This window comes from Yersinia artesiana, assembly GCF_902726545.1.
GTDB classification, from domain to species: domain Bacteria; phylum Pseudomonadota; class Gammaproteobacteria; order Enterobacterales; family Enterobacteriaceae; genus Yersinia; species Yersinia artesiana.
In genome coordinates, this window is record NZ_CACVAD010000006.1 from 44,362 (window position 1) to 60,362 (window position 16,001).

Consider the following 16,001-nt stretch of genomic DNA (forward strand, 5'->3'; position numbering starts at 1 on the left):
TATACCTCTGGTCAGTCGATGATACGCAGAATGGCGTGGGCTTCTGGATGCTGCAGGGCATAGTCCCGCAGGCGATAATAGTGTGCGGTCATTGCGTCACATTCTGTACGACAGGCGTGATGGCTGTATTCAATCAGGCAGACCGCGATACCTGCGGCTTCCGCGCTCATTTCCGCACCATTGCCGTTCATGCTGTTGAACAGATGCCATTTATCATCACCGTCTGCATCAGGAGCCATAAACGCGCCGCCATTGCTGAGTGTGTAAAAGGACCAGATACCACCGCTGTACTCATCGCAGAAGCGCTCCATCCAGGCGAAAATACGCGGTTCCAGCGTTAGCCATTGCGGGATAGCGCCAAAGTACAGCGGCCAGAAATCGAGGCGCTGTTCGTCAGGTACTGGTGTTGCAGTGAGGTCAAATTGAGGTTCATTAGCGGACATCAATTCGCATTGAGTTTGTGTCGTCATGGATATTCTCCGTCAATAAAAACGCCAGCGACGATGGCTGGCGTATGGGAAATAAAGGACATGCAGGGATGATGGATGGGTGTAATCAGGAGAAGAATGCTCTGAGGATGCCTGACTTGCGGATATAACGGTTAAGCCCTTCACCGGCATCCGGTTCAAAGCACCACGCCCGCCAGATCATTCGACCTTCAGAGTCGCGAACTACCAGGCGGAAGTGACTGCGCTGGTCATCTTCAATAGCGATGTTTTGATACCGACGGGTAACCGCTTCGGCCTGCTGTCGGGTAAAAGGTCCCGGTGGCAGCATGTGAGATTCAGGCATTCGGTGTACCTTAAAAGCAAAAGCCCCTGACGCAGACGCGTCAGGGGCTATGGGAGTATTCAGGTATGGGGTGATTATCAGTAACCGGTTTGTACTTTATACAACCGCAGGGTTTTACTGCCCCGGACAATTTTCACATACAGGGCATTATCTTTCGTGCCTCGCACAAAACCGGCCTGCACATCACCCTTACAGTCACCACCGTCGTAAGGAATGTTGACGCCGGTCTGACGCACCAGATCAATAACCCCGAAGCTTAAGTCTTCACAGGCCGGGCCCGGCAGGTCCTGAATCAGGGCAAATTTATGGTCGTCGCTGACACTGGTCAGTGAGCACATGGAGGTGTTGATGTCGTTTCCCTGGCACCAGTACTCCTGGCCGGGATTGTCTTTATCCATCAGGCTTGCCGGAAGCTGAGCGGCACCGGCACTGAATGCGGCAAGTGACAGAATGAGGGCGGGTACAGCAGAGGTCAGTATTTTCAGCATGGTCTTCGTCCTGAATTAATCCAGCCCGCAGTTGGGCAAAATAAGAGTGGTTGATATCGGGTGTTATCAGAAGCGCCGGTAGCGAAACAGCTCTTTGCCCTGGTAAAGTGCCACCAGGTCGTCATATTCCGGCTTCTTCTGGTTGGGCTTAAAGGTCACTACCGTGCCCGGACGGCACAGGTCTTTTACGGTGAGACCGAATTTCTTGTCCGGAGTAATGGTGAATCCCTTCGACACATCGTTGCGCATGATAGTTATCCAGCCCCACAGGCCGCCTTCGCAGTCCTTAAAGGGTGCTGAACGAACTGTGACCATTCCACCCAGGCGGTCAACAGACATGGCTTCACATTTGCCGGTAACCTGACGATGCGCATCACACCAGAAAATATTCCCGTTATTGTCATTAACTACCGCAGGTAGCGTCCGGTTATAAGGCTGAGCCTGAGCCCCTGTACAAAGCAGAAGGCTGCCGGTAATACCCAGTATTTTAATCAGTATTTTCATTACGTTGGTCCTTAACAGAGAAAGTATCAGGTAGCGGTGATTCAGGCCCAGACGGTCAGGGCCAGCATCACAAGCCATACCCAGAAGTAAGCCGGTTTCTGACCGAGGGTTTTCGCCCTACGCCACAAATAGAACGGCACCAGCCAGGCCAGTTTGCCGAACATGGCGGTATCCACTCCGGCCTTACGCAGACGTCGTTCATCGAGATACCCCAGAGCGATATTGAGCAGCAGCGTGATAAACCAGTACTGCCCGCCCGAGACGGCTTCATATGCCTCGTCAAAAGACATTCCGTTCAACCCTGCCGTCCACAGCTCGAGCGCATAACCAATGAAGGGAGCAAATGCCAGCGTCCATACCACTCCGCCCGGAATGCGGCTCCCCGGCAGCGCGGGTGGTGTGGTGCTGTGGAGCAGCACCGAAGCCAGCGGGGTGGCGGAGACCGGTTGCCACTCCGTCATGCCCTGTCGCCACACCAGCGTGGCAGCGGTGAGTTCACCGCGCGCAATCAGGCCAGTGATGTCGTCTTCGGTCACATTGTCGTGACGTATGCCATTTTTTTCGTAATGCCAGGTCATAGCTTTTCCTTCTTAACAGAGGTTATTAAATCAGTGTGTTGCCCTGCTCCTCCTCAGAGGGGCCAGGAGACAGGACTTCGCGAATACAGCTGAAGTGCGGAAGAGCCCGGATAAAGCCCGCCTGTGTGGTTAACTGGCTGAGACGTTTTCGCGGGGTAAAAGTGGTGTTCAGAACTGTCACCGCATGGATAGTCGCCAGAGGATGCACGGTGATATGCCCGTTAAGTTCACCGGTGAGATACCAGCAGCCTTCGAGTGATATCAGGCGGTATGGGGCCAACCCGTCACAGCGCTCTCCCTCGGCCAACAGCAGCACCCGCTGACAGGCGGTTATGGCACTGACGAGGCGGTAGAACACCAGTGAGCTGGCCGGGGACACAGACTGTGGCGGCTGCCATACCAGACACGGCATCCCTCCTGCAGTGAGCAGCATGCCCGCCAGACGCCGGTCCAGCCCCGGAAAAATATCGGCCAGTCCTGCCCGGTGAGCAAAGGTCAGCGCATCCAGTTCGCCCTGTACTCCTCCACCGGTACTGCGCAGGCGGCATTGCCCCCGTCGATACTCAAGGTCGAGGTACATCAGCCGTTCGCGAAAATCCCGTCGCAGGGTACGGACTGACACACCAAACTCTGCAGCCAGCCGCGCCATGTTCAGCGTTTCACCGGCAACCAGGCGGCTGATTATCAGTGACAGCCTGACAGCCAGCCGGTCATGACGGCGCTCTGCCTGTGCCATCTTAAATCTCCGTAATAGTTAACTGACTGAATATGAAATGATTCTAAAGAGGGGGGCGGACAGGGTATGGACATGGAATGAACTATTTTTTATCTGCCTCCGGAAGCAGGCCCGACGCGGCACACCGTGAAATGCGGTGATAAAACACTCAATCCAATGAGGGGGAAACGGACAGGGAGTGTCCTTTGTTAACATGGAGATAACACTCTCAGGACTGAAACCCACTCAGCATCGCTTCCGCCATCACCCAGAGAGCCCGGTTGAGCTTCACATCTCCGTCGATACCACGCACGGCGCGGGTATGTGTTCGCCCGCCTTTTGCACTCCGGCCACTGAGCCCGCCCTTAATCAGGTTCTCCTGAATACGCTGGTATGTGGTCCACAGATCATTGCTCTCATCCTGCCAACGGCGTGGGGAGAGTATCTGAGGTGCTGTCACCGGCTGGTGGTCCTCACCAAAACGGTACGTCAGTGCAGCCTGTGCCAGCGCCTGTTGTGCAGGTGGCGGTAGCATCAGAGACTGCATGGCATCACGCTTCTCTTCCACGCGGTCAAAAATCCCCAGCACTTCATACGCCCCCTCAATCACCTGACTCACCACATCCCCTTTGTGCGGCACCCGCACCTCACCAAACGACTCACCGCAGACAAGTCCGTTCTGGCATACCGCACGGAATAATCCCGGCAACATCTGATACGAGCTGGTGCCATCATGGGAATTAAGCAGAATGATTTCCGGGACTTGCTTGCCGGTAATTTGCCCCTCCCGACGCAGGCGCAGCATGTGCTTTGTATGCTCACGGCGACCAGGGTCTCTCACTCGAGTCTGGCAGGCAAAGAAAGGCTGAAAGCCTTCACGCTGCAGATTTTCAAGAACGGTAATGGTTGGTATCCAGGTATACCGTGCGCTGCGTGACGCATGCTTCTCCTCGCTGAAGACACTGGGCACCACACGAAACAGCTCTTCGTGGGTTAACGGACGGTCACGACGGATAAGATTTGCTGCGCCAAAGCGCGAAGCCAGACGGGTCATAAGCAGACTCCTCATGATGGAAAATAAATACAAAAAGCCCCGCCGCAAAATCGCGGCAGGGCTCAGGAAACTACGAGTTAGAAGGGTTAATGTTCAGAAGAAGAAGTTCCAGACTGCACGAGCGACCGATACCACGATATCGCGCACAGACTGGATGACTGCCCGAACCGGGGCCGGTATCAGGGGCATGGAACTTACTGTATCCAGTACCGAGCCGACCGTTTCACCAAAATCGTCACGGGCTTTTTTATTAACGGCATCGGTACGAAGTGGAGCACTAAGCTGTACCGCTACCGGACTACTGGCCTCCCGCGGCAGGCAACGAATCATCCGTTCAACCATCATCCGCAGCCCCCACTGCAAACGTACCGACACTGCGCAGACAGGGTTTACCGGCTGGAACAACTCATGTAGCAGGCAGATTTTGCGGCTGATATTTTGTTTCTGCTCTGTAGACAGCTTTTCACCACCGCAGGTGGGTTCAACCTTGTCGGACTGACTGATAACAAACAAAACCTTATGCCGGTATGCCTCACCAATCACCTCCCGGTAAAAATGTTCATCCACCGCCAGCGCCCGGTCATCGGCCTTGATCAACCACAGCACCAGGTCGAGCCGAGGAAGTTGTTCACGGTAGAGTGCGGCATATTCAGCATCCCGTAGTTCGGACTCTCCAACGCCGGGTAGGTCCCTAATTGTCATAAAGCGTTTGCCGAGCTGCAGGCGAAACTGCAGTGGTTTTCGAGTACATGCCGCCACATCACTGATCGGTGATATATCCCCAGCAAACAGGGTATTGCACAGGCTGCTCTTTCCCGTCCCGGTTTTGCCCATAATGCCTATCACCGGCTCATAGTGAGTAAGCTGATTTATCTGCTGCAGAATGCGTTCAGAGACCCATTGGGGCAGGCCGGAAAGCGGTTGCTGCAGTGACTGCAGACCGTCAAATTGTTTCATTACTGCTCCTCTGAAAAAGAATACAAAAACGGCAGAACCTCGTGGTTCTGCCGTTAATGGGGTGTGTTCAGAGTGATGATATATATCTGTGATCTTTTTTAATTCTCCCAACTTTTCAGTTTAGCTTTTGCGTATGCATCATTGATCAGCATCTCAATCAATTCATTGATTTTCATTTCATTTTTACTGACCAGATAATCAAGTTGTCTCTTACTGCCTTTGCTAATATAGGTATTGAGAACCTTTTTGTTTGCAACACTATCTCTGAATTTTTTCTGACCCCATGCTTTTTTTGTTTTTATAATAAACAATTCACCTTCAGCATCAGATTTATTCTCAACCCATTGATCAAAGATTGAATGAACTTTCAGATTCATATTTTTTTTAAACCAATAATCCACATTACCATTAATCATTTTGTTCTTATCGAAGTAAGACATCACCCACTGATAATCTGCCTGGTATTTAGCATCATGTCTGGTTAATGAGAACCAGAACGGATTGCCAAATTTTTTCTTGATACGGAGCCAAGAATTTTTCAAACGCTCTAAGTTTGAACGGATATGGTTAAAGCTTGATACACGACATTGATAGTCGATCAAAAGAATTAACCCGTCATAATTTACGCCACCCTTATCAGAATCAAGGCTCCATTCAGGTAAAGTGATATCAAGAAGAGAGGGGGTATTATTATTTGTATATAGCTTATATTCGGCATGAATATAATTAGCAACAAATGACAACGAACGCTCACAATCAATCCACTCAAGTTCACTAAAAGGTATTAACTTACCCTCAACCTCTCGCTTACTCTTTTCAAAGAAATCCTCCGCACTCCAATATTTAACCATTTCTTTTTTATTCATATGCTTAATGCAAGACTCTTTGAAAAGAGTGGCATCATCTATTCTTTCCACTAATTCACGAGACTCATCAACATGCATTAATGCTGAGCGAAAGATATCCCAGTAAAGCCATAAATTTACTCTTTTCATCCAGAGACTGGTCACTTTTTTTCCTGCACTCATCATAACCTCAAACGTAACAACAATCGTAGAAAAAGACGTAGCACTCTACGTAGTATACTACGTTCTTTTTTGATTGTAATAAGCTTCTGTAACAGCTCTTCAAGCCTTGAATCTATTGATACTTAAGAGGTATGATATGCATCATATAAATGAGTATCCCGAAAACACTAGAAATTGACTATGTGCCTCAGATGACTGCCACGGGCAGCTTGTAGAAAACAGTAGGGAAACCGAGGAATGTTATCAGGTTAAAGAATAATTAAGGTTAATTGGTATTATAGAGAGTAGATCCCAATTGATAGACATCTAACATCCCCGCCATGGGATGATATATAGCCGTCAAAAGTGATTAAAACCTGCCTTGCAGGCATCCTTTAAGTGACAGAAAAAAAAGATGTACCAATTCCTTTGGATTAACTCAAAGGAACAGAGCAATGCAAAAACATTACCCACATTTAAAGAAAATCATCCCTAATGACTTCCTGCTGAACCTGATCAACCATCATCTTAATCAGATCCTGGCATGTCACGCCAAGATACTGGCGTTTCGAATGGATTTTGATTACCAGCGGGGTACTAATCGATTCATTCGTAACTCCTCGGTCGAAATACAGGATGACCTCAGAGAGCTTACTCAGACAATGATCAGCCTTCCTGGCGTTGTCGGTAGTTTCTGGGTACTGGAATGGACATCAGAAGGGGCAGTTAATGCCCATGCTATTTTTTATCTTAATGGCCGGGAACATCAGAAATCATTCCCATTCATTTTACAGGCAGGGGAACAGTGGCATCAAATTACCTATGGCGAGGGAAAATACCAGCGATGCAAACCAAAGGAATATCATCAGGACAACATTAACAATGTTGTTGAGTATCACAATAACGAAGCCATAAACAGTCTCAGACGTATAGCCAGTTATCTAACAAAAGAAGACCAAAAATATGGTTATTTAATTTGGGGTTGTATATGAGGTTCCTTCGCCTGCAAGGCAGGGTAGACCAAGAAAGTTTAGTTAGTTTTTTACAGCAGCACCGGTTGCTATGCCGGAGAGGGCTGCAGTAATTCTTAACCCATCTCCGGTTCCCACTTAGCTACCGGAGAATCAAATCATGACCGTTAAACCTTCCCTGCTCGAAGATCAGTTTATCGATATGGTGTTTATCACCAGCCTACTTGGGGTTAGTGATAAATGGATATACCGACTCATCAAGGAGGGGCTTTTCCCTAAACAGATAAAGCTGGGACGCAGTTCTCGCTGGCGGAAAAGTGAAGTGGAAGCCTGGCTACAGGCGAGAATCGACGAATCACACAGCTAGATACCTCTCCTTACATATCACTTTCCTGACTGGCAGACTCTTTATCCGCTCATTGCGGAGGTTTGCGGCTGCCTGTCATTCAGTATTCAGGGATAATTCACCATGAAAGAGACAAAGACGCGATATGACAGTTTGCTGGACAGCTATCAACGCTGGCTAAACGGGTTCACAAAACTAGCCATCATAAATGGCATGTGTCATCCCAATATTCAGGCCAGCCATCATCTGATGGTGGGCAGCCTGTACTTTCCCGGCGCAGGGCAGATGACTGCAGTGGTACCACAATGCCTTTACCGACTGATTTACGGAAGTCTGCAGCCAGAGCCAGTATCGGTTGTGACTGATATGCAAATCAGCCTTGAGACAAAGCAAAAAACTTTACTGCACCACCCAATGCTGGAAGGTATATTGCTTAGTGAATGTATCCGCCTGAAGCAGCGTCCACTGGCAAATAGGCTGATTAGCCTATTACAACAATTCAGTTCACCGGAGCATCGCCACAAACTGGTCTGGCTATGTTGGTACGATTTGATGATAGGTGCGACGCTGGAAGACTGGCTGGATAACCTGAAACGTAAGGCACCTGAAGATCTAGGCTTGTGGCTGGTTGGACGGCAGGAGGAAAACATATCCCTCACGCAAATGATGGATGAATATCTGCTATTTACCGGCCACTAATATCAGTTCCGATCTGTGCCGAACTGCTTTACTCCCAGGAAAAAAAGCAGAGTTTTTTCTCCGTAACTGAATCGCCACGGATTATCTAGACACTTCTGAGCCGTTGATAATATTGATTTTTATATTCCGTCGGTGGCATCCGATCACTCGAACCATACCGACGCTTACTGTTATAAAACATTTCGATGTAATCAAAAATATCGCTGCGTGCTTCTTCCCGTGTTCCGTAGATCTTTTCTTTATCCGTTCACGCTTCAGTAGCTGGAAAAAGCTTTCTGCAACTGCGCTGTCGTGACAGTTATCAAGACGGCTCATACTGCCCTCCAGACCGTACGATTTCAGGAACGACTGCCACTCATGGCTTGTGTACTGACTACCTTGATCAGAATGAACCAGCACCTGTTTTTGGGGATTACGTCGCCACACGGCCATCAAAAGTGCATTCAGAACAATACCTTTTGTCATCCGCGGTTGCATTGACCAGCCGATAACTTTGCGCGAGAACAGGCCAACAACTACGGCCAGATACAGCCAGCCTTCGTGGGTTTCGATAATGATGGGCTTTACCGTTATTATCTTCATGAAACGCTCGATAGCCTGACCTGTCGTTATGACCGAAAATACTGGCCGGGGCTCCCTGGCATCCTGCAAGTTATAGCCAGGCAGCACCCGGAAATTTGATGTCTGTCAGAAAGTGATCGGGCCATCATTAACGGGCGCGGCAAAATGCCCCCCGATTATCTCCGCGAATTATTCAGTAGCATCGAGAACGTCAGACCGGCCCATGGGGTCTGCCGAAAGAGTTTACGTTGACGGACAGTAGTTTGGCTACGCTGGCCACTGTAACGCTGGATCATAGTGAAGTGATCTCCGCAGATACGGTAAAAGTACGCCGGAGTGAATTCAGCAAAAGGGGAGAACGGGGAGCATGGTCATTTAAGTCACTGAAGGCAGTCGATATGTAGGCCACTGATATGGAAGAAGATCTTATCTGCCCTCTGACTGTTCTGCCAGGCCAACTGAAGTTAATGGCAACAGCAACCATAACGGTTACTGAATTACTAGGTGAATGCTTCTATAGTAGAATGACCTTAGGAATCACATGGAAAAGAAACGATGACGGTAGGATCGTGCTGGTTTAAATTTGATTTTCATAACCATACCCCAGCCTCAGATGACTACAGAGTACCGGATCTCCAGCCCCGGGAATGGCTGCTGGCTTACATGCGACAGCAGGTCGACTGTGTTGTCATCAGTGACCATAACAGTGGGGCCTGGATTGACGTGTTGAAAGCGGAACTGGCGAACATGTCCCGGGATGCCAGTTCCGGTGAACTGGCAGACTTCCGGCCGCTGACTCTGTTTCCGGGGGTGGAGCTCACGGCCACCGGCAACGTTCATATCCTCGCCGTGTTGCACACACAGAGCACCAGCGCCGAGGTGGAACGGCTACTGGCACAGTGCAACAACAACTGCCCTATTTCGCGTGAAACACCCAATCATGAGCTTGTTCTTCAGCTGGGACCCGCGGGCATCATCAGCAATATCCGCCGTAACCCCGAAGCGGTTTGTATCCTCGCACACATTGATGCAGCGAAAGGCGTTCTGACAAGCCTTACTAATCAGGGGGAACTGACGGCCGCTTTTCAGTCAAAGCCTCATGCAGTGGAGATCAGGCACCGGGAGGAGGAGATAACCAACGGGACTCACCGACGTCTAATTGCGGATTTGCCATGGCTCCGGGGATCAGATGCACACCACCCTGAACAAGCGGGAGTGCGCACCTGCTGGCTGAAGATGTCCGCCCCTGATTTTGACGGTCTCAGACATGCATTACTCGATCCGGAAAACTGCGTGCTGTTCGATGATAATCCACCGGAGGCACCAGCTTCACATTTGCGCAGCCTGACATTCAGGACCCGTCTTTGCCAGCCGGCGGATCAGAATGGAGCTTTCATTGAGTTTAGCCCGTTTTACAACGCGGTGATTGGTTCCCGGGGTAGTGGTAAGTCCACGCTTATCGAAAGTATCCGCCTGGCCATGCGAAAAATCGAAGGGCTGACCGTGTCTCAAAGCAACAAGCTTAACCAGTTTAGTCAGACGGGGGCGGGCATGGATGCGGATTCTTTCATCGAGTGTGTGTTCCGCAAAGAAGGCACCGATTTTAGGCTCAGTTGGCGGCCCGGCGGTCGTCATGAATTGCATATACGGAGTGATGGTGAATGGGTTCCTGACACCCACTGGTCGGCCGATCGTTTTCCCCTCTCGATCTACAGCCAGAAAATGCTCTATGAGCTGGCCTCGGACACTGGCGCATTCCTGCGCGTCTGTGATGACAGTCCGCGGGTTAACAAACGAGCGTGGAAGGAGCGCTGGGATCAGCTGGAAAGGGACTATCTGAATGAACAGCTCACACTGCGGAGCCTCAGGGCAAAGCTGGTAAGTGCAGGCACACTGCAGGGGGAATTATCCGATGCTCAACGTGCTGTCAGCCAGCTGCAGTCAAGCGCCTATTACCCGGTCTGCAACCGACTGGCCCAGGCCAAGGCCGAACTGTCTGCGGCCACCTTGCCCTTGGAGCACTATGAACAGCGAATTGCCAACCTTCAGGCTCTTGCTGCAGAAACGCAGCCGTTAACTGCAACCCTGCAGGCCCCCTCCGGTCAGCTGGCAGAATTTATGGCGCGACTGTCGTCTGTGCAACAGCAGTATGATCAGCATCTCTGTTCTCTTCTGTCAGAATGTGCAGCAACGCTTGATAGTATCAGGAGAGAACAGGCTTTCACTGCGCTCGGAACAGCTGTGAGTGACCAGGAGACTGCAGTAGAAAGCGAAGCTATTGCCCTCCGGGAGCAGGGTTTGAATCCTGATGTCCTCAATGATCTGATGGCACGCATTGAATCGCTGCAACATGAGCTGAGAAATTACGACGGGCTGGACGGCGCGATTGCAGCCTCAGTGACACGGTCTGAGCTGCTGATGACCCAGATGCGTGAGCACCGGATGACACTGACTAATAACCGCAAAGCATTTATCTCTTCCCTGTCGCTTAGCGCACTTGAAATCAAAATCCTGCCCCTGTGCGCGCCGCATGATGACATTGTATCGGGTTACCAGGCGGTTACCGGGATCAATAACTTTGCCGAACGTATCTACGACAACGATGAGGGGAGTGGGCTGCTGCACGATTTTATCAGCCAGCGTCCGTTCAGTCCGCTGCCTGCTGCAACAGAGAATAAATACAGAGCTCTGGACGAGCTGAAAGCGCTGCATCATGACATACGCCTGGAGGCTTCAGGAGCAGGTGCAGCACTGCACGGGACGTTCCGAAATCGGCTCAGAAGTCTGACTGACCAGCAGATGGATGCGCTGCAATGCTGGTATCCGGATGATGGGATCCACATTCGGTACCAGACGCCCGGAGGAGGGATGGAAGACATTTCCTCTGCCTCACCGGGACAAAAAGGGGCGAGCATGTTGCAGTTCCTGCTGTCGTATGGCACCGATCCTCTCCTGCTGGATCAACCAGAAGATGACCTGGACTGCCTGATGCTGAGCATGAGCGTGATCCCTGCCATCATGGCTAACAAAAAACGCCGCCAGCTGATTATTGTGTCACACTCTGCCCCTATCGTGGTTAACGGCGATGCAGAATACGTTATCAGTATGCAGCACGATCGGACTGGCCTGTACCCGGGGCTCTGTGGAGCACTGCAGGAAGTGCCGCTGAAGGCACTGATATGCCGGCAAATGGAAGGAGGTGAGAAAGCGTTTCGTTCGCGGTATGAACGCATTCTGAGCTGAGGGATGGAACCATCCTTACAGCAGGCGCCTAGTATTAGACGCAGAGGTCAGACCGGAATCCTCTGCGTCTATTCCCTAATCACGGTGCGACCCTCCTGTTTCCCCCCAGGCCTCTGATTTCCTCATCACCCACTCCGCCAGGACGCCTGCATATCAGTGATGTGCATTCAGCCATGCAATCAAACAGGTGTCGCTACGGGATAGTGTCCTCTCATTCAGTTGTTTCTCAATGGCTGCGACCGCTTTCTTTTCTGTGATCTCATGTAATGGATTCAGTTCTCTGAAAACCGACTCCGCGGTGAACTGGCACCGGGTAAATGCTTCCTCAGCGCTACTGATGGTCGGGTGGATCACCACAACATTAAACAACGCGTTGATGGTTGCCCGCAGATAGTGTTCAAGATTTACCGTCAGCAGATCAATATGCGGGCTGGTACCTGCGTTGTGCACAATGGTGTTTCTCAGCAGGTACAGGCGGTGGAGATGCCGGGTGACTTTCTTGGCGTGCAGCTCCAGTTTATCCGCCATCTTTTCGGGTGAAGCGCAGATCCCCGCAAGCTTCCGCACCCTGTACATAACATAGGGGTAGCGCTGCAAATCGACCTGCAGCTCCCGGGCACGGTTCGTATCTTTCAGAAAGGCGTACAGCTGGCCTAGCGGTAGCGAGGCAACTTGCTCTGCGCGTAAGGAGTGACCCGGCTCCCGCAGAATAAAACGGAGCACCTGGCGCAACGAAAACAGCTGTTTGACAATATAATCCAGTACCATACATGGAACCACAACGCTGATGACATGCTGTTCGTGTGACGGTGTGCCGGGTGCCACGCCTAAGGTTAATGATTCAAGGGCAGACCAGTAAGCGGTGAAACGGCTCTCCTGAACCTGACTTTCAATACCGTTACGGAAAAAACGAAACGCGGAACTGATTTTTTTGCGGGACACATCCGAGGTATCGGTAAACAGTCGATTCATCGCCACCATAAAGCGTGCAAATTCTTCGTCAGTTAACCGATCCGCATTCGCCTCGATTTCATTATCGAAACGTGCCACTTCGGTTTCACCCTCCTCCCGGATGATGATGAACTGCTTCTGGACGGAGATTTCCCCCTTACCCGCCATGTAGGCAATCACATCCAGGGATTCGCGAAGCATCTGCCCGGCCATATTACGCGCTGATGCGTCAGACATTGAGCAGACCGGGATGTCGACAGAGAGGGAAAAGCGGGAACGGGCATCATCAAGTGGGCGGAATACACAGCCGTTAAACTCCAGTGTCGGTCCCTGCGTGCTCAGCAGGGTATGCAGTTTCTCACTGGTAATAAACATGCGGACCGTGATATTTCTTGTCGGGGTCACAAGTTTCTGCCGGAACGAATGAAATACGGCCTGGAAACTGTCTGGTTCAGCACTCACGTTTCGGAAAATATTGATGTACAGCAGATAACACTCCGTGAGCGTCATTCCCCGTGTGAGTAGGACACTCATGATCCCGTTCGTCAGGGCGTAAATCTCCTGCGCATCGCTATTTTCAAGGGGGTGTGCCGAATACAGCTCCTGTTCAAGCATCTCAAGAGCCTCAGTGATATAACTGGCCTCGGTGATATCCGCCAGTTGTACGCAGAGGCTACAGATAAGACGAGGACGTTTTTCCACCGGGCTGCGAGTGGGGTCAACCAGCAAATCTCTGTCCAGAAGACTCACCAGTTGAGCGGGGATACCCTTAAATGCCTCTCTCTTGAAAATTTGATCGGTCTCGAGTAACTCGAGCAGTTCAGTGGCCACCCGGAGTCTTTTTTTATCGGCACTGAAACGATCTTCCATTTCATAAAGAAACAGCAGTTCGCGGATGGTGCTGAGTGGATTGCTGTATCCGACCCGGTCGGTATCCGGGCTGTTTTTATGGCAGAAGTTGGACCAGCATTCAATAAAATAGAGCTGACGCTCGGTGAGTACATCCCTGCTCAGACGTCGGTCGATACGCATAGGTCTGGAAATCTCTTGTGCAGTGAGTTATTATTCATTCATACCATATTTAAATCATCTGCCGCCATGCGGGGGATGTCACCGAAAAAAACGGCTCTCCCTTCCGTCAGTGGCTCAGTCCCGGGAAGGTTCAGGGCCTCATATTCAGAAAGCCATCCTTCGGGGTGGCTTTTTTCGTTTCAGAGATCGGTGACTGGCAACAAGGATTTAGCGGCTCTGATTTCATTAATCTCCCTGTAATATTACTCTCGTTCGACAACAAACCACAGCGAAGTGTAGAACTGCTCGATGGTCAGTCCGTCCCGTCCAGCCACTTCACAGAACAGGGCCATTGTCAGTGAAATTCCCTTCGGCAAAAATGGAACCATACCGAATCGGAATTGTCGTCCCACAGTGTCTGTTACAGGTCACTCAAACATCCCAGGAGGAAGAGTGTGCTGTTATCCCCCGACTGAACAAACGTACTGACTATTCTCTGTTACCTGGAGTTTTGCTCAGTGAATGTTACCGCCTTGGGAAAAGCAGACTGGCGGAACAATTACAGATGTTATTCCGGCTGCATACGCAACCGGGCTTTCGACAAACGCTGACACTACTCTGCTGGTGTGAACTGGTTGCAGGCCGGGATTTGGATGAATGGTATTCGCTGCACTTACCGCTCCCTGACACGCTGAAGCAATGGATGTCAGAAAAACAAAAATCATACTGGGGACTGAAAACACTAACTGAAAATTATATTCGTGCCACCAGGCCAATGTGAGGTCTGGAAAATGCGAGTACAAAAATGTTATATCGCACAGCGTAGAACCGGCGAAATTGTGCCTGCCCGCCAGGTGAATATGGCAGAAAGTGAAGAGTGGCGCTGCCACCATTGTCAGTGCCCATTGATATTCCACCACCCCACCAGAACTTCACCGTCATGGTTTGAACACGATATTCCACGGGGACAACCGGAAGCCCTTTTGCAGTGCCCCTGGTTGGCACCAGCAAGTGGGAAATCTTCCACCATAGAGAAACTTCAGCAACTCGTGGCCCAACTGCCCCCAGTCATTACAACAACCCAATGGCAATGTACGATGTGTGGCCTGTCGTATGGTGGTGAGAAACGCTGCCCTCAATGTAGAAAAGGGATATACAGTCGGGAGATACGAATTTAGTGGTACGTACCAGGCAATCATGGGATTGATTGGTACACCAGAAAGTTATTATATGGAGGCATATAACTTCGGAGTAAAAATCAATCACTTTCTATCATCTAGCCCCTGGCGCTGGTGGATTCGTAATTCATAACCCATGACGGGTTGGTAATATTAATTAACCAACTGATATATAAACAATATTATCTCAATATTACCCCCATATACGATCACTCATACACGATAGCCTTAATGGCTGGTCTTACCACCCTTTAAATCCTTAATCCCTTTAACTGCCTATTACGGGTAAGGCTTTGCCCTGCCCGTATTTCATTACCCAAGGAAAATTATATGTTTGGCAATATCTGTCTCGATAGACGGCATGCACCATTCAACACCACTTACCTGCAACGTATTCTACGCGTTATCGATAACGCGACTGCAGAACACGCACGCACAATGGCGGTGCGGGTAGACCTGCGTCTTCCTGACAATATGCTCATTAACCGACAGGGCCTGATATCTCGCTTCATTGAATCCCTCGATGCGAAGATTGCAGCGCGCTACAGAAGTAAGCTGAAGCAGGGTAAACGAACATATCCATGCCACCTTCGCGATGCCTGGGTTCGGGAGGTGGGTGAGATTAATCAGAAGTCGCATTACCACATGGTGTTGTTCGTGAATAACGATACGTTCAATGGACTGGGGAGTTACAAAGAAGACGGGACAGGCCTGGCGTCTCTGATACGGGAAGCCTGGCTGAGTGCTTTACAGCTTAGTCACCGCCTGGAGCACTGGACGCTAGCCCGCTTTCCCGATAATCCACTTTATTACCTGGATATTAACTCACCCAGTTACAGTGAGGTTTATGGTCAACTGACGTTTCGGTTAAGTTATTTTGCGAAAGAACGTACTAAAGATTACAACAGGGAGGAACGGTCTTTTGGATGCAGCCAGAGCTAATAGG

The 16,001-nt window shown here is 50.4% G+C and carries 17 protein-coding genes and 1 pseudogene; 7 read left to right on the top strand and 11 right to left on the bottom strand.

From position 1 onward, the window contains the following. Window positions 1-11 precede the first annotated feature (11 nt). The 9 genes from HU019_RS03070 to HU019_RS03110 all read right to left on the bottom strand — a co-directional run bounded on the left by HU019_RS03070 (window position 12) and on the right by HU019_RS03110 (window position 6,098). Complete coding sequence (locus tag HU019_RS03070; RefSeq protein WP_174849300.1) at window positions 12-470, bottom strand: antirestriction protein; 459 nt, start codon at window positions 468-470, stop codon at window positions 12-14. An 85-nt stretch (window positions 471-555) separates the two neighbouring features. Continuing rightward, window positions 556-792: a DUF905 domain-containing protein gene (locus HU019_RS03075; RefSeq protein WP_174849301.1), complete on the bottom strand. Its 237-nt coding sequence runs from the start codon at window positions 790-792 to the stop codon at window positions 556-558. Between the two features lie 77 nt (window positions 793-869). Then, on the bottom strand, window positions 870-1,280 hold the full coding sequence (locus tag HU019_RS03080; protein WP_023302274.1) for a hypothetical protein: 411 nt from the start codon (window positions 1,278-1,280) through the stop codon (window positions 870-872). A 66-nt stretch (window positions 1,281-1,346) separates the two neighbouring features. Next, window positions 1,347-1,784, bottom strand: a complete 438-nt coding sequence (locus HU019_RS03085; RefSeq protein WP_174849302.1) for a hypothetical protein — start codon at window positions 1,782-1,784, stop codon at window positions 1,347-1,349. A gap of 41 nt (window positions 1,785-1,825) precedes the next feature. Beyond that, window positions 1,826-2,362 (bottom strand): DUF4339 domain-containing protein, encoded by a 537-nt coding sequence (locus HU019_RS03090; RefSeq protein WP_174849303.1) that lies wholly within the window; start codon window positions 2,360-2,362, stop codon window positions 1,826-1,828. Window positions 2,363-2,387: 25 nt separating this feature from the next. After that, on the bottom strand, window positions 2,388-3,098 hold the full coding sequence (locus HU019_RS03095; protein ID WP_174849304.1) for a DeoR family transcriptional regulator: 711 nt from the start codon (window positions 3,096-3,098) through the stop codon (window positions 2,388-2,390). A gap of 208 nt (window positions 3,099-3,306) precedes the next feature. Beyond that, window positions 3,307-4,131 carry a DUF932 domain-containing protein gene (locus HU019_RS03100; RefSeq protein ID WP_008783817.1) on the bottom strand — a complete coding sequence of 275 codons (825 nt, stop codon included), beginning with the start codon at window positions 4,129-4,131 and terminating at the stop codon, window positions 3,307-3,309. Window positions 4,132-4,224: 93 nt separating this feature from the next. Then, the gene (locus tag HU019_RS03105; protein ID WP_174849305.1) at window positions 4,225-5,088 is read right to left on the bottom strand and encodes a GTPase family protein; all 864 of its coding nucleotides are present in this window, start codon (window positions 5,086-5,088) and stop codon (window positions 4,225-4,227) included. 98 nt (window positions 5,089-5,186) lie between these two features. Next, on the bottom strand, window positions 5,187-6,098 hold the full coding sequence (locus HU019_RS03110; protein WP_227739335.1) for a hypothetical protein: 912 nt from the start codon (window positions 6,096-6,098) through the stop codon (window positions 5,187-5,189). Between the two features lie 452 nt (window positions 6,099-6,550). Here HU019_RS03110 and HU019_RS03115 point away from each other — a divergent pair, with 452 nt between their 5' ends. The 3 genes from HU019_RS03115 (at window position 6,551) to HU019_RS03125 (ending at window position 8,111) form a co-directional block, all read left to right on the top strand. Then, window positions 6,551-7,087 (top strand): hypothetical protein, encoded by a 537-nt coding sequence (locus HU019_RS03115; protein ID WP_227739333.1) that lies wholly within the window; start codon window positions 6,551-6,553, stop codon window positions 7,085-7,087. A 139-nt stretch (window positions 7,088-7,226) separates the two neighbouring features. Then, window positions 7,227-7,433: a helix-turn-helix transcriptional regulator gene (locus tag HU019_RS03120; RefSeq protein ID WP_008324847.1), complete on the top strand. Its 207-nt coding sequence runs from the start codon at window positions 7,227-7,229 to the stop codon at window positions 7,431-7,433. A gap of 102 nt (window positions 7,434-7,535) precedes the next feature. After that, window positions 7,536-8,111 (top strand): hypothetical protein, encoded by a 576-nt coding sequence (locus HU019_RS03125; RefSeq protein ID WP_174849307.1) that lies wholly within the window; start codon window positions 7,536-7,538, stop codon window positions 8,109-8,111. Window positions 8,112-8,196: 85 nt separating this feature from the next. Here HU019_RS03125 and HU019_RS03130 read toward each other — a convergent pair. Further along, a pseudogene (locus HU019_RS03130) lies at window positions 8,197-8,663 on the bottom strand (IS3 family transposase); the annotation flags it as partial. A gap of 564 nt (window positions 8,664-9,227) precedes the next feature. On the opposite strand from HU019_RS03130, the gene ppl reads away from it, so the two are divergent. Beyond that, window positions 9,228-11,915, top strand: coding sequence for an anti-phage protein Ppl (ppl, locus tag HU019_RS03135; RefSeq protein WP_174849308.1), 2,688 nt, complete (start codon window positions 9,228-9,230; stop codon window positions 11,913-11,915). A 153-nt stretch (window positions 11,916-12,068) separates the two neighbouring features. Here the strand turns inward: ppl and HU019_RS03140 are convergent, their stop codons facing one another. Next, complete coding sequence (locus HU019_RS03140) at window positions 12,069-13,898, bottom strand: hypothetical protein (RefSeq protein WP_174849309.1); 1,830 nt, start codon at window positions 13,896-13,898, stop codon at window positions 12,069-12,071. A 358-nt stretch (window positions 13,899-14,256) separates the two neighbouring features. Here HU019_RS03140 and HU019_RS03145 point away from each other — a divergent pair, with 358 nt between their 5' ends. The 3 genes from HU019_RS03145 to HU019_RS03155 all read left to right on the top strand — a co-directional run bounded on the left by HU019_RS03145 (window position 14,257) and on the right by HU019_RS03155 (window position 15,997). Next, on the top strand, window positions 14,257-14,658 hold the full coding sequence (locus HU019_RS03145) for a secretoglobin family protein (protein ID WP_174849310.1): 402 nt from the start codon (window positions 14,257-14,259) through the stop codon (window positions 14,656-14,658). A gap of 10 nt (window positions 14,659-14,668) precedes the next feature. Next, the gene (locus HU019_RS03150; RefSeq protein ID WP_174849311.1) at window positions 14,669-15,055 is read left to right on the top strand and encodes a putative zinc ribbon protein; all 387 of its coding nucleotides are present in this window, start codon (window positions 14,669-14,671) and stop codon (window positions 15,053-15,055) included. A 330-nt stretch (window positions 15,056-15,385) separates the two neighbouring features. Then, a complete protein-coding gene (locus HU019_RS03155) occupies window positions 15,386-15,997 on the top strand; it encodes an inovirus Gp2 family protein (RefSeq protein ID WP_174849312.1) in 612 nt (203 codons plus the stop codon). The last annotated feature ends 4 nt before the right edge of the window (window positions 15,998-16,001 follow it).